Here is a 13,000-nt window from a genome sequence, read left to right on the forward strand (position 1 = left end):
ACGACGGGCGCCGACGTCGCGTAAAACCTGGTTGCCCGGCAAATCGTCAGCGTGCTAAAAATAGCAATTAAATAGGAACGAAGTTCCCTTATACGGAACATACATCAACCCTCTGTCCACTTCATGCCATGTCTACCCTCGAAGAATCCGCTGCCGCACCCGCGGCTCAAAACGTCGCGTTATGGGACATATTCACCGCCTTCGTGCGCATCAGCGTGATGTCGTTCGGCGGCAGCACTGCCGCATGGGCCTATCGAGCCGTCGTGGAGGAGCGCAAATGGATGGATAACGATGCCTTCGTCGCGGGCATGACCCTCTCGCAAGTCATGCCCGGCGCAAACCCGGTCAATGTCTCGCTTTATGTCGGCCAGCGTCTGCGTGGGCCGCTCGGTGCGCTCGTTGGCGCGATCGGCATGATCTTGCCTGCTCTTGTCGTCGTGCTCGTATTGGCAGTGCTCTATACGCGTCTCTCGGGCTATCCGCTCACCCACTTTCTGCTGCTCGGCATTGCCGCTGCCGGCGTTGGCGCGACGTTCTCGATGGGTGCCAAGGTTGCGGTGCGCGTCGAGCGCAAACTGCTCCGCTATGTGTTTGCCATGGTCGCCTTCGTCACCGTCGGCGTGCTGCATTGGCCTACCGTGCCTGTCGTGCTCGTACTCGTCCCGCTCAGTATCATTTGCGCTGCTATGGAAAACTAAATGGCTAACGTCCTGCTAAGAATCGTTCTTCTGTTCGCGCCGCTTTCCGCGTTGTCGTTCGGCGGCGGCCAAACCATCATTGCCGATGTCCAGCATCAAAGTGTGTCGGTCTACCACTGGCTGTCGGGTCAGGAATTCGCGGACCTCTTCGCTATCTCCCGCGTCTCTCCCGGGCCGACCACCCTGATTTCCGCGTTGATCGGCTGGCATCTGGAGGGCTTTACAGGCGCGATCGTGGCGACGCTCGCGATGTATATCCCGTCATCGGTGGTATTCGTGGTCGTCACGCTGTTCTGGCATAAGAGCGAAGGCACGCGTTGGCGTCGCGCCATCGAGCGCGGGCTGGCACCGGTGGCGGTCGGTCTGATTTTCGCCGGGGCCGTGGCCGTGATGGAATCCATGCACGCAACCACGCTCGCGTGGGCAACAACGGCTATTGCAGCCTGCGTCGTCTACTTCACCAAGCTCAATCCGTACATTCTGATGTCGGCCGTAGCGCTAATCTACGTAGCCGTGTTCTACGTGCCGCTCTAATAGAACCGAACAGACGGCGGATAAACTGAAACCCCGGGAGTCGGACATCGATCCGACTCCCGGGGTTTTTTCATTGAACCGACCGGGATTCCTGAACCGCCCAGCTTCCCGGGTTAAGCACCGGGAACGCGCACCAGGAACGCCGCTTCAGAAGCGATGACGAATACCCGCCGCGAGCAATAACTGGCTGCTTCCGCCCGAAGGCATCATCGAGTTGATGACGGCCGGCGCGTCAGCCGAAGCACGCTGATAGATTGCTTCGACGTAGGTATCGGTACGCTTCGACAGGATGTAATCGGCCTGCAGCGCGCCCTGATTCCAATGTGCGCCCGTACCCTTCGTATACGTGTACATGCCGCTGAGCGACAACGCGGCGCTTGCTTGCCACGTTCCGTTGATCTCGTAGTTGCCGAAGGCGACGGATCGCGCGGCTTGCCCCGTTTCCGTGTCGGTTATGCCGCTATAAATCGAGCGCGTCCAGGATGCTGCCAGCGTGACCGGACCGAACGCCTGGCTGGCACCGACACCGAAAGTGTTTTGTGCCTGCACAGCAGCATCGAACGTACTGCGATTCGCGCCCGGCAACGTTACTGCATCGTAAGCGCCGCTTTCCGTGTTGCCCCGCCCGTTCGCATGCAGCCAGGCCGCACCGGCGTTGAAATCGCCGCTGCCATAATTCGCGCCGATGCTGTAGGCGCGATTGTCGGCAAACCGCCCCGCCGCATTGGAGAACGCATACATCCCGCCGAAACTCAGTCCGCCAAACGATGAGCTGGCGTATTTGATCGAGTTGCGCGCGAGCCATGAATTATTCGCGTTGTCGTTGTCGAATGGATGCGCGAACGCCGTACCGCCATTGCCGCCCGTCAGCGTGAACGGGGCAAGGTAGTCGTGGATGGAATCGTATTGATGCCCGAGCGTCAGCGTGCCATATCCGTCGTTCTCGAGGCCCACGTAATACGGATGGTCGTTCTGATCGGCACCGGTCGTGACGCTGAAACCATGTTCGAGACGAAAGATGGCCCGATTACCGCCGCCCAGGTCTTCAGAACCCTGCAGGCCCCAAAAACTGCCGTCGATCAGACCCGATGCCAGCTTGAATTGATGCCCGCCATCGACATGGTTCAGCCAAACGGCGCTAGCATCGATTTCACCGTACAGCGTCACGCTGCTTTGAGCCAATGCGTTCGAGCCGGCCGCGGCAAGTGCCGCCATCAGGCCAAGGCGGGCGATGCTTTGGGGACGATATTTATTGTGTCGTTCTGCCATCGTGCTTACACCTCCACTTCGTCGAAACGCCGCCATTTGTAGACGAGGGTCGAGGCCAGCCAGATAAACGCGCACAATCCGATGATCGCGTAGCCGACCATCCCGAAGTTGTCGCCGATCGCGCCGATTTCATCCCAGAACGCGCCGCTCAGATGCAGCTTATCGGCGATCAGCCCGAGTGCTTCTACTCCGCCAACGCCGATTGCGACAACCGCCGATACCAACGTAATCGTCATGTTGTAGTAGAGCTTGCGGATCGGCTTCATGAACGCCCAGCCGTACGCGCCCAGCATCAGGATGCTGTCCGTCGCATCGATAAGCGACATGCCTGCCGTGAACAGCGCCGGGAACACCATGATCGACCAGATAGGCACGCCATGTGATGCCTGGGTCGCCGAAACACTGAGCAAGCCGATTTCGGATGCCGTATCGAAGCCGAGCCCGAAGAGCACGCCGAGCGGGTACATATGCCAGCCGCGCGTAATCAGCCGGAACATCGGTTTGAAAATGCGCGCGAGCAGGCCGCGATTGGCGAGCAGCAGATTGAGATCTTCTTCATCGTAACGCTCGCCCCGGCGCACGCGCATAAAGGTAGCGACCACGGATTTCAGCACGATGAGATTGATCGCGGCGATCACGAACAGGAAGACGGCCGACACCAGCGTGCCGATCACGCCGCCAATTTCATGAAATGCCTCGAAGCGGTGTTGCAGCGTCATGGCCGTCGCCGCAATCGCAGCGGTTGCGGCGATCACGATAGTCGAATGACCCAGCGAGAACATGAAACCCACCGTCACCGGCCGCTGCCCTTCCTGCATGAGCTTGCGCGTCGAATTGTCGATAGCGGCGATATGGTCGGCGTCGACCGCGTGACGCAGCCCGAAGCTGTAGGCGAGAAAGGCCGTGCCGAGCAGCACCGGCTGCCCATGAAACGCAATGAATGCCCACGCCCATGCGCCGAGATTGAATACCGCGAGAAGCGCATACATCGCGGCAATACGGCCTCGAATATTCGGGCCGGCATCGTTGAACAGGAATTTCAGAAATCGAATCATTCACGTCTCCACCGAAAGATCGCCATGCGCGGATCGCACATCGCTCATACTTTTCTAAAGAATCCTCATACTCCCGACCACATCCAGTCGTTCCTTATAAAAGAACATCGAATCTTTATCTGGAACGCTTTGCGAGAATAATGCGGGCTATGCTATGGTGGTGTCAAGACGCAATTGGCGCGAAATGGATAGCCGACATGCAACGCATCACGATTACGATTGACGATTTCCTGCTCGCGATGCTCGACGACACGATGAAGCGGCACGCCTACAACAGCCGCTCGGAAGCGCTGCGCGACATCCTGCGTGCCCATCGTTCAAAGGAGTTGTTGGCTGACGCCCACGTGCAATGTATCGGCACGTTGACGATCGTGTTCGAGCACGGCGTACGCGAACTCGCGCAGCGCCTGTCGGATGCGTATCACGAACGGCACGCGCTGATCGTCAGCAGCAATCGCATCTATCTCGACCACGACAATTGCCTGGAAACGATCGTGCTACGCGGTGAAGTGGGTACGATTCAGCAATTCGCATGGTCGCTTGCGTCGCAGCGTGGCGTGCGCAACAGCAACCTGCATCTGATGCCGCTGATGGGAGAGAGTGCGCCGTCACACGAGCATCTGCACGTGTGACGGCGTGGGTTGCTTTAGCCGTTAGTCGTGCTTGTGCGGGTGGCCGTGCGAGTGGTCATGCGCGTGATCCCCATGGTGGTGATGCCCGTGATCAGCGCCGTGGCTATGATCATGATCGTGATGATGGTGATGGCCGTGTGCGTGTGCATGATCGTGATGTTGATGCTTGCCGGCGGTTACAGGGTGGTGGTGACGATGTACGGTGCCATCCTCGTGCGCATGCCATTCGGACGCATCGGATTTACCGTGCAGGCTCGGGTCTTCGCTGAACACCAGCGATTTGACCGTGACGGGAACGGTGCGTGACGGCATGCGGATGCGGCCCAGATCGACGTAATCGAGCCCTCGCAGCGAAACGCCATCGATCACGAACAGGTCGTTTCCGTCCAGTGCTTCGCGCAGCAAGTTGCCGAGCGAATTGGCAATGTCGCCATCGGCGATAACGTAGAGCGGCTTGCCGGCAGCGATGGTCGACGGATTTGCGTCGATCAGCCCGCGCGCGAGTGCCGACAGCCGCGAATATTCCGGCGGCCCCGCCCAGCGCACCACGATTGCCACGTCGCGTTCCCCCTCTTTCAGGTCGTAGCGCTGGAAGCTCTTGCGCAGCGACTCGACGATCGCCGCCGGGTCGATCACTTCGTGCATGCGCTCTTCGATCGGCACGACCGGCATATTCTTGCGCGGCAGCAGATTGCGCGGATTCGAAATGAAAGTCGTGTTGCCGCTCAGCTGGATGCTGTATTCGGACGCGCCGAGAACAGTCGCGCGAATGCACTCGATGGCCGGCAGCAGCGTCCACGGCACTTCATTGGCAAGCAGGCGCCGACGCACGGCGGAACCGAAAAGTTTCCCGAGATCGAGGAAGTCCCGCGTTTCGCGCTCGTAGACATATTCGCCGACACCACCCGAGAAGATCAGACCATCCAGCTTGTCCAAATCGGCAATCGGATCGGTCAGGAACAGTGAATTCAGATCTTCCGCGGTGAAGCGCTCGCTCAGCACACGCATAAGCGTCTGCGCCATCCAGTCGGCAACCTGCGCAAGTTGCTCGCGCGTCGTCTGCGTGCCGATTTCCCAGGCAAATCCGGCCGCCCGCGCATGTTCCTTGCCTGCCGGATCGAGACGCGTGATGCGCCCTTGCTGGTCCGTCACGATCAATCGTCCGCCGAGATGAACCGCGGCCGTGCCGATCACGTTGCCGGAATCGACCAGACCCAGCTTGGTCGTGCCGCCGCCGATGTCGACATTGAGCACGCGCTTTTTGTGCTCGTGAGAATACCTGGCCGCGCCCGAACCATACACGGCCAGCATGGCTTCCATGTGGTGCCCGGCAGCCGCGCAGACGAATTCGCCGCCCTGTTCCGCGAGCATATCCGCAATGCCTTCGCTGTTCTCGCGACGCAGCGCTTCACCGGTGAGGATCACGGCACCGGTATCGATGTCGTCCGGACCGAGATTGGCTTCCTTGTAGGCCGCGGCCACGATGCGTTCGAGCGCCTGCGTATCCATCTGCGTTTCGCTCAGATACGGCGTGAGCGAAATCGGGCTCTGATAAATCGGTTCGCGCCCCACGATGATGTAACGGCTCGAGAGTTCTTCAGCAATGCGCCGCATATGAATACGCGAGAACACGAGTTGCGTGCCCGACGAACCGATATCGATACCGACGCTATTGAGCACGACGTTATCGAGCAGCCACATGGCCTCCTGATTCGTTTCGGACTCGGCGAAATCGTGGTCGTGATCATGATCGGCATCGTCACCGTGCTCGTGGTTAGGGTCGTAACCGTACAGGTGATCGTCAAGCGAATGAACGTTTGCATCGTTCGGCATGGGGCGTCTCCGGTTTGTAGGGCATTTGTACAGCGATCATACCGTAGCTTATGGAACGGTAGTAGCTGAAAATGGAACGACTCTCCGCATAAAAGAATTGTTCCCCTTTAAATACCGGCATCGCTTATTGGCTGCGCGGCAAAAAACGCGGCGCAGCAATCAATAGAACCGCCCACACTAGGGCTAACCCGATCCCCTTACATCTTGACAAAAATCAAGCAGACGCGCCCAATACGGCAACTGCACCTTCATATAGAAACGGTGTTCTATATAAAGGAACAACGGAAATGAAGTTATCTAAGGAGACAGTTGGTGGAGCTTCAACTTGATGTCACCAATACGCCGCCCCGGTTCTGGAAGCGGTTCGACTCGAAATGGCTGGTGATCGGCAGCGCAATCTTCATCGTCGCGGTGCTGGCGTTGATTCCCCTTTGTTTCCTGTTATGGCAGAGCTTCATGACGCCGCAGGGAGCGGATACGTCATCGGTATTTACCCTCGACAATTACCGGATTGCATTCGGTAGCGCGGACTCCTGGTCGGCTTTCGCAAATTCGGTGGAATTCGCCATTGGTGCCGCACTCGTTTCGTTCGTTGTCGGCTCGGGTCTTGCCTGGATCAACGAGCGTACCAATACGCCCTTGCGGCGTTTTTTTTCGATCGTGACGATCGTTCCGCTCATCAATCCGGCGATCCTCTTCACGATTGCCTGGATTCTGCTTGCCAGCCCGAAGATCGGCGTGCTGAACGTTGCGCTGATGCACTGGCTCGGCCTTTCGCATCCGCCGCTCAATATCTACAGTATGGGCGGGATGATCTGGATCGACGGCTTGCAATACTCGCCCATGGCGTTCCTGCTGATGTCGGCAGCGTTTCGCGGCATGGACCCGTCGCTGGAAGAATCCGCCATCATGAGCGGCGCAAGCCTGTTCAGGACGACGTTCAGCATCACGTTTCGCCTCGCAGTGCCGGCCATCGTTTCGACGGTGCTGATCCTGTTCGTGCGCGCGGTCGAATCGTTCGAAGTGCCTGCGCTGATCGGCCTGCCGGTAAAAATTCAGGTACTCACGTCGTCGATTTACGAAGCACTGCAGCAATATCCGACACCGACCGGGCTGGCCTCTTCCTATTCCACCATCCTGCTGCTCATCACGTCGGTCGGCATCTTCGTCCAGAGCCGCCTGCTGGCCAAGGGCGGCAAATTCACGACGGTCACCGGCAAAGCGTTCCGCGCACGCACCATCGACCTTGGCGCATGGCGCTATCTCACCGCGGCAATCTTCGTGCTGTATGCGCTTGTGATCGTGGTGCTGCCTCTGCTCGTTCTGCTATGGTCGTCGTTCCAGAAGTTCTATGCGCCGCCGTCGATGGAAGCGCTGCGCCACCTGACGCTCGACTCGTACCGCTACATATTCAGCTATCCGGAACTTAAGGAAGCCGTCGGCAACAGCCTGATTCTCGGGTTTTCCTGCGCAACGGGCGTGATGCTGCTTTCCGCAATCGTGTGCTGGATCGTGATCAAAACGAAGATTCGGGGCCGCTGGCTGCTCGATAACCTCGCATCGCTTCCGATGGTGTTTCCGGGCCTCGTATTGGGCCTGGCATTCATGATCTTCTTCCTGAACGTCAACGTCGGCATCTACGGCACGTTGTGGATTCTCCTGATCGCATACATCACGCGATTCATGCCGTACGGCATGCGTTATACGCAGACCTCGATGGTTCAGTTGTCGAAGGAACTGGAAGAATCGGCGGAGATGTGCGGTTCCGGCTGGGGCACGACGTTCTTTCGTATCGTTTTGCCGCTGCTCAAACCGGGTCTGATGGGCGGCTGGATTTATGTGTTCATCGTATCGATCCGCGAATTGTCCGCTTCGATCCTGCTGTACAGCCCCGGTAGCGAAACGATTTCCGTCGTGGTGTGGGAACTGTGGCAAAACGGGCAATACGTCGAACTGTCGGCGTTAAGCGTGATGTTCGCGATTGGCTTGCTCGCGCTGGTATCGCTCGCGCAGTGGGTGGGCAGCAAATTCGGCGTGAAATCGGTCTGAACCCGCCATAACAGAAACTATTGAGACGACAATGCTAAACATTCAGAATCTGAACATGGCGTATTTCGACAGTCACGGCGTGAAAGTCGCGGGCATTGAAAACGTGAGTTTCGAGGTGCCTGAAGGCAAGCTGTTCACGTTGCTCGGCCCGAGCGGCTGCGGTAAGTCCACGACCCTGCGCTCGATTGCGGGCCTCGAAAAACCCGATGGCGGAAAAATCACGGCGAGCGGCGTAACCGTCTTCGACGCGGATCGCAAGACCTTCGTGCCGCCCAATAAACGTCAGTTCGGCATGGTGTTTCAGTCGTACGCGATCTGGCCGCACATGACCGTTTTCAAGAATTGCAGCTTTCCGCTTGAAGTCGGCACGAAGAAATTCACGAAACAGCAGATTGCCGACAAGGTCATGCGCGCACTCACCGCGGTCGGCCTCGATCATGCTGCCGATCGCGATGCAACGAAGATGTCCGGCGGCCAGCAGCAACGTCTGGCCCTCGCCCGTGCAATCGTGATGGAGCCGAAACTGCTGCTGCTCGACGAGCCGCTGTCGAATCTCGACGCGAAGCTGCGCGACAAGATGCGTTTCGAGCTGAAGCGTCTGCAGCGCGAGCTGAACGTCACGACGATCTACGTGACGCACGACCAGGAAGAAGCGCTCGCGATGTCGCACGAAATCGCGATCATGAAGGACGGCCACATCGTTCAGAAGGCGCGGCCTCGCGATATCTACGAACAGCCGGCCAACCGGTTCGTGGCGGATTTCATCGGCACGACGACCTTTGTCGATGGCACGGTCCGGGACACGGACGGTCAGAAGCTGACCGTTCATTCGAGCATCGGCCCGATCACAGTGGCTCACGGCGACGGCATGAATGCCGGCGCAAAAGCCGTCGTGTCGTTGCGCCCGGAGAACCTGGAAATCTTCGATAGCAAGCCGACGCTCGAACACGGCAACGTGTTCGAAGGCACCGTCTATTCCAAAGTATTCCTTGGCGAAACGCTTGATTTGCAGATCAAGGTCGGTGAACAGATTTTGCTCGCGCGTGCGCATCCGTCGCATCGCCAGCCGGTCGGCTCGAAGATCTGGGTCACCATTGATCCAGCCCGCTGTGTCGCGCTGAACCCGCAGTAAATTCGCTGTACCAACAAGGAGGCACTATGTCTGAAGCAAACATCGACACAAACACGATGTATGAGGAAGATCAGCGCGCTGAGGAATCGCATCACAGCACCGCTGGCAATGTGAAGAATCGCATTTTCGTGCGCGGTATCGAAGGGGCGTACAGCCTGAGCACGGAACTGGAGCGTCTGCGTTCGGTTCCGCGCGTGCGCAAAGGCAAGGAAGTCAAGTTCAGCAAGGGACCGCAAACCTTCAGCCGCCACTACGTGCAGCCGAAGAACGGAATCACGCAAACGTTCCACCTTCATATCGAGGAGTACTCGCCGGGCGGTCACTCGCAGAAGCACGGCCACGTGAACGAAGCGGCGTTCTACATTCTCGACGGCATCGGCTACGAAGTACACGACGGCATCCGCTACGACTGGGAAGCCGGCGACATCGCGATCGTCCACAACAACTGCGTGCACCAGCACTTCAACCGCAGCCTGGACAAGCCCGCGCGTGCGCTCGTCATCAAGACGAAGCCGATGTTCATGTTCATGAACATGCTGTTCCAGAAGACCGTCGAACCTCGCCCTGACGAGCCGTCGCCGACCGGCGTTGGTTTCGTCGCGCGCATGGAAGAAACTGATTTCAATCATCCGGAAGGAGGCTACTGATCATGGCATGGACCGAATCGGGAAACTGGCTGGCAGGCAAGGAAAATAGCGCGCTTTACAAGGGCCTGCTGGAAAACGCCGAACAGGCTCCGGAGCGCAACGCCAAGCGCGCAAAGATCGTGCGGCCGGAAAACATGCCGTGGGAAATGTCGCGTCAAGGCCTGCTCAAGCACCTGCTGAACGAAGGCATGAACACGCGCATGGAGACGGTCGACGCGTACATGCAGATCATTCCGCCGGGCAGCAAGTCGGGCAAACACCGTCACCTGGCCGAAGAGTGCCTGTACGTGCTCGAAGGTCGCGGCTATGACCTGCACCAGGACTACGATGTCGAAATCGTCGATCAGTACGCGTGGAAGCCGGTCGGCGAACTCAAGCGCTTCGAGTGGGAAGCCGGCGACGTGATCTATATTCCGCCCGGCACCGCGCATCAGCATTTCAACGCGGACCCGGAGCGCCCCGTACGCCTGATCTCCGCGATCAACCGCATTTTCTGGAAGTGCGGCCTCAACGATCTCCAACAGCTCGAAGACGCGCCGGAATACGACCCGAGCGTGACGCTCACGGCCGAGAAGATTCGCGAGTACCTGAAGAATACGGCGACCGTCTAAGGCGTACCCGGATCGGTTAGCTTGCAGGTCTGCGAGCTAACTTGTTGTATACGCAACCCGCATTGAATGGAGAAGTAAATGAGCAAGAACGCAGTCGTTTCCGAGGACATGGCGAAGAAATTCGCTTCCGAAAAGGAAACCGCGTATACGCGCTGGGTTGCCCAGCAAGGCCTGGACATTATCGACGGTCATTACATCCAGGACCTGCGTACGGTCGATCTGAAGGATTGGGCGCGTCGCGGCGGCAAGGGCGTCTACATCAACCACGAAGCGTCGCGCACGTCGAACGACTGCTACGTCTGCGAAATTCCGCCGGGCAAATCGCTTGCGCCGCAGCGTCAGTTGTTCGAAGAAATGATCTACGTTCTGAGTGGTCGGGGATCGACTACCGTTCGCAATGAAGCCGGCGCGGAAGTCACGTTCGAATGGCAAGCCGGGGCCCTCTTCGCGATCCCGCTGAACTGCTGGCACACGCACTACAATACGTCCGGCAAGGACGCCGCGCGTTTCGTCGCGGTCACGAACGGTCCGCCTACGATCAACGCGCTCGAAGACATCGATTTCATCTTCGGCACGGCGTACGATTTCAAGAACCGTTTCAATGGCGAGCCCGATTACTTCGCCAACGGCGGCGAACAGAAAGGCCTGCTGATGGACACGAATTTCGTCGCCGATGCGGTGAACCTGCCGCTGATCAGCGCCGCCGAACGTGGTGCCGGCGGCGGTCACATCCGCTTCAGCATGGCGCGCGGCTCGCAGAACAGCCACATTTCGCAATTCCCGACCTCGACGTACAAGAAAGCGCACTCGCATGGTCCCGGCGCGCACGTCATCATCATGAGCGGTTCGGGTTACTCGATGATGTGGCGCGAAGGCGAAGAGCCGAAGCGTTACGACTGGCAAACCGGTTCGCTCATCACGCCGTCCAACGGCGAGTTCCACCAGCACTTCAACACGAACCCGAATCCGTCGCGTTACCTCGCGCTCAAGCACGAAGTCGTATCGCAGCGCAATTCGCAAGGCGTGCCGAAGGCCTGGATTTCGCGTCGCATCGGCGGTTGCCAGATCGACTATGCGGACGAAAACCCGGTCATCCGTTCGACGTTCTCGTCGGAACTGGAAAAGATCGGCCTCTCGATGCAGATGGATGGCGCATACACGAAGGAACTGGAAACGCTGCCGCCGCTCGCGGTTTGAATTCCTGCCGCTGAACCGCTAATCCGGTACGGCTAAAGGTGTGGGGTACATCAGGCCGATGTGCCCCTGCCGAAAATAAACACATCGGAGACTCTTGATGAAGAGTAATTTCCGCCTCGCAGCCATTGCTGGGCTTCTGGGTGCCGCGCTGACGTTCATGGGTTCCAGTCCCGCTTTCGCAGCCGGTTATGTATCGAGCGAATCCGTCGCGCAATACAACGGCGCGGATCGCATGCAAAAGTTGATCGCCGGGGCGAAGGAAGAAGGCAAACTGACGGTATATGCGTCGCTGCCGCCTGACGATTTCAATCCGGTCGTGCAGGCCTTCGAAAAGAAATACGGCGTACACGTGACTGTCTGGCGTTCAAGCGCTTCGGGCATTCTGCAACGCGCCATTTCGGAAGGCCGTGCCGGCCGCTACGAAGCGGACGTGTTCGAAACCAACGGCCCGCAGCTCGAAGCGATGTACCGCGAAAAACTGTTGCAGCCGATCAACTCGCCGGTTCTGAAATCGCTGATTCCCGAAGCGATTCAGGACAACAACGCCTGGACGGCGACGCGCCTGAACGTGTTCACCGTCGCGTACAACACGAACCTGATCAAGAAGGCAGACCTGCCAAAGACGTACAAGGATCTGCTCGACCCGAAATGGAAAGGCAAGCTCGGCGTGGAAGGCCAGGATTCGATCCCGTGGTTCGCAGGCACGGTGCAGGAACTCGGTGGTCAGCCGGGTATCGACCTGTTCAAGCAGATCGTTGCCAAAAACGGCGTGTCCGTGCGTCGCGGCCATACGCTGCTGGCGAATCTGGTCGCCTCGGGTGACGTGCCGATGGCTTTCGGCATCTACAACTACAAGGTCCAGTCCATGAAGGAGGCCGGCGCTTCCATCGACTGGTTTTCGATTGGATCGGCCATCACCCAGCCGAACGGCGTCGGTGTCGCGCACATGCTGAGGCATCCGAACGCGGCCGTGCTGTTTTATGATTTCCTGCTGACCGAAGGCCAGGCCATGTATGCCGATCACGATATGGCTGTGACGAATACGACGGTCAAGCACAAGCTGCCGAGCGTGGCGATGCAGATCATCTCGAACAAGGACATCATCGACAACCAAGCGAAAAACCAGGCGCTGTTCAATACCGTATTCAACGGCATGAATTAAGTCCCGATCAGAAAGAGGTGCGTCTGGTCCACGCACCTCTTCTTTCAGGCAGGCCAAAAGTATCATTATTATTATAAGGACTGCTTTCCACGCGGATAATCTTTATCCGTCATGGAATCTTATGCGTGTGTTTCATTTAACACGGGATAGGCAGTGCATTTAGTGCCGCGTTCCAGCAGGG

General features: G+C 58.3%; 12 protein-coding genes. 9 read left to right on the forward strand and 3 right to left on the reverse strand.

The window, feature by feature from the left end; translation table 11 throughout:
* The first annotated feature begins 128 nt into the window (after nucleotides 1-128).
* The gene (locus F3J20_RS13710) at nucleotides 129-698 is read left to right on the forward strand and encodes a chromate transporter (RefSeq protein ID WP_167283610.1); all 570 of its coding nucleotides are present in this window, start codon (nucleotides 129-131) and stop codon (nucleotides 696-698) included.
* Complete coding sequence (locus F3J20_RS13715; protein ID WP_167039270.1) at nucleotides 699-1,232, forward strand: chromate transporter; 534 nt, start codon at nucleotides 699-701, stop codon at nucleotides 1,230-1,232.
* Between the two features lie 147 nt (nucleotides 1,233-1,379).
* Here the strand turns inward: F3J20_RS13715 and F3J20_RS13720 are convergent, their stop codons facing one another.
* Both F3J20_RS13720 and F3J20_RS13725 read right to left on the reverse strand, forming a co-directional pair.
* On the reverse strand, nucleotides 1,380-2,447 hold the full coding sequence (locus F3J20_RS13720) for a porin (RefSeq protein ID WP_167283649.1): 1,068 nt from the start codon (nucleotides 2,445-2,447) through the stop codon (nucleotides 1,380-1,382).
* A gap of 59 nt (nucleotides 2,448-2,506) precedes the next feature.
* On the reverse strand, nucleotides 2,507-3,556 hold the full coding sequence (locus tag F3J20_RS13725) for a HoxN/HupN/NixA family nickel/cobalt transporter (protein WP_167039268.1): 1,050 nt from the start codon (nucleotides 3,554-3,556) through the stop codon (nucleotides 2,507-2,509).
* 197 nt (nucleotides 3,557-3,753) lie between these two features.
* On the opposite strand from F3J20_RS13725, the gene nikR reads away from it, so the two are divergent.
* Entirely contained in the window at nucleotides 3,754-4,188 is a 435-nt protein-coding gene (gene nikR, locus F3J20_RS13730; RefSeq protein WP_167039266.1) for a nickel-responsive transcriptional regulator NikR, read from the forward strand.
* Between the two features lie 21 nt (nucleotides 4,189-4,209).
* On the opposite strand, the gene F3J20_RS13735 is transcribed toward nikR, so the two are convergent.
* A complete protein-coding gene (locus tag F3J20_RS13735; RefSeq protein ID WP_167283611.1) occupies nucleotides 4,210-6,021 on the reverse strand; it encodes an ethanolamine ammonia-lyase reactivating factor EutA in 1,812 nt (603 codons plus the stop codon).
* A gap of 312 nt (nucleotides 6,022-6,333) precedes the next feature.
* On the opposite strand from F3J20_RS13735, the gene F3J20_RS13740 reads away from it, so the two are divergent.
* From F3J20_RS13740 to F3J20_RS13765, 6 genes are all read left to right on the forward strand, one after another.
* Entirely contained in the window at nucleotides 6,334-8,070 is a 1,737-nt protein-coding gene (locus tag F3J20_RS13740) for an iron ABC transporter permease (RefSeq protein WP_345889881.1), read from the forward strand.
* Between the two features lie 31 nt (nucleotides 8,071-8,101).
* Nucleotides 8,102-9,202 carry an ABC transporter ATP-binding protein gene (locus F3J20_RS13745; RefSeq protein WP_167283612.1) on the forward strand — a complete coding sequence of 367 codons (1,101 nt, stop codon included), beginning with the start codon at nucleotides 8,102-8,104 and terminating at the stop codon, nucleotides 9,200-9,202.
* 26 nt (nucleotides 9,203-9,228) lie between these two features.
* Entirely contained in the window at nucleotides 9,229-9,849 is a 621-nt protein-coding gene (locus F3J20_RS13750) for a cupin domain-containing protein (protein WP_167039260.1), read from the forward strand.
* 2 nt (nucleotides 9,850-9,851) lie between these two features.
* Nucleotides 9,852-10,460 (forward strand): cupin domain-containing protein, encoded by a 609-nt coding sequence (locus tag F3J20_RS13755; RefSeq protein ID WP_167039258.1) that lies wholly within the window; start codon nucleotides 9,852-9,854, stop codon nucleotides 10,458-10,460.
* Between the two features lie 78 nt (nucleotides 10,461-10,538).
* Nucleotides 10,539-11,657, forward strand: a complete 1,119-nt coding sequence (locus tag F3J20_RS13760; RefSeq protein WP_167039256.1) for a cupin domain-containing protein — start codon at nucleotides 10,539-10,541, stop codon at nucleotides 11,655-11,657.
* 97 nt (nucleotides 11,658-11,754) lie between these two features.
* Nucleotides 11,755-12,819, forward strand: coding sequence for an extracellular solute-binding protein (locus tag F3J20_RS13765; protein WP_205192628.1), 1,065 nt, complete (start codon nucleotides 11,755-11,757; stop codon nucleotides 12,817-12,819).
* Nucleotides 12,820-13,000 lie beyond the last annotated feature (181 nt).

The sequence above is a fragment of the Paraburkholderia sp. Cy-641 genome (assembly GCF_011752945.1).
GTDB lineage: Bacteria > Pseudomonadota > Gammaproteobacteria > Burkholderiales > Burkholderiaceae > Paraburkholderia.

What these genes read in the sequence shown, in the direction of transcription:
- F3J20_RS13710 (WP_167283610.1), top strand. Translation starts at nt 129, where the DNA reads ATGTCTACCCTCGAAGAATCCGCTGCCGCACCCGCGGCTCAAAACGTC.
- F3J20_RS13715 (WP_167039270.1), top strand. Translation starts at nt 699, where the DNA reads ATGGCTAACGTCCTGCTAAGAATCGTTCTTCTGTTCGCGCCGCTTTCC.
- F3J20_RS13720 (WP_167283649.1), bottom strand. Translation starts at nt 2,447, where the DNA reads ATGGCGGCACTTGCCGCGGCCGGCTCGAACGCATTGGCTCAAAGCAGC.
- F3J20_RS13725 (WP_167039268.1), bottom strand. Translation starts at nt 3,556, where the DNA reads ATGATTCGATTTCTGAAATTCCTGTTCAACGATGCCGGCCCGAATATT.
- nikR (WP_167039266.1), top strand. Translation starts at nt 3,754, where the DNA reads ATGCAACGCATCACGATTACGATTGACGATTTCCTGCTCGCGATGCTC.
- F3J20_RS13735 (WP_167283611.1), bottom strand. Translation starts at nt 6,021, where the DNA reads ATGCCGAACGATGCAAACGTTCATTCGCTTGACGATCACCTGTACGGT.
- F3J20_RS13745 (WP_167283612.1), top strand. Translation starts at nt 8,102, where the DNA reads ATGCTAAACATTCAGAATCTGAACATGGCGTATTTCGACAGTCACGGC.
- F3J20_RS13750 (WP_167039260.1), top strand. Translation starts at nt 9,229, where the DNA reads ATGTCTGAAGCAAACATCGACACAAACACGATGTATGAGGAAGATCAG.
- F3J20_RS13755 (WP_167039258.1), top strand. Translation starts at nt 9,852, where the DNA reads ATGGCATGGACCGAATCGGGAAACTGGCTGGCAGGCAAGGAAAATAGC.
- F3J20_RS13760 (WP_167039256.1), top strand. Translation starts at nt 10,539, where the DNA reads ATGAGCAAGAACGCAGTCGTTTCCGAGGACATGGCGAAGAAATTCGCT.
- F3J20_RS13765 (WP_205192628.1), top strand. Translation starts at nt 11,755, where the DNA reads ATGAAGAGTAATTTCCGCCTCGCAGCCATTGCTGGGCTTCTGGGTGCC.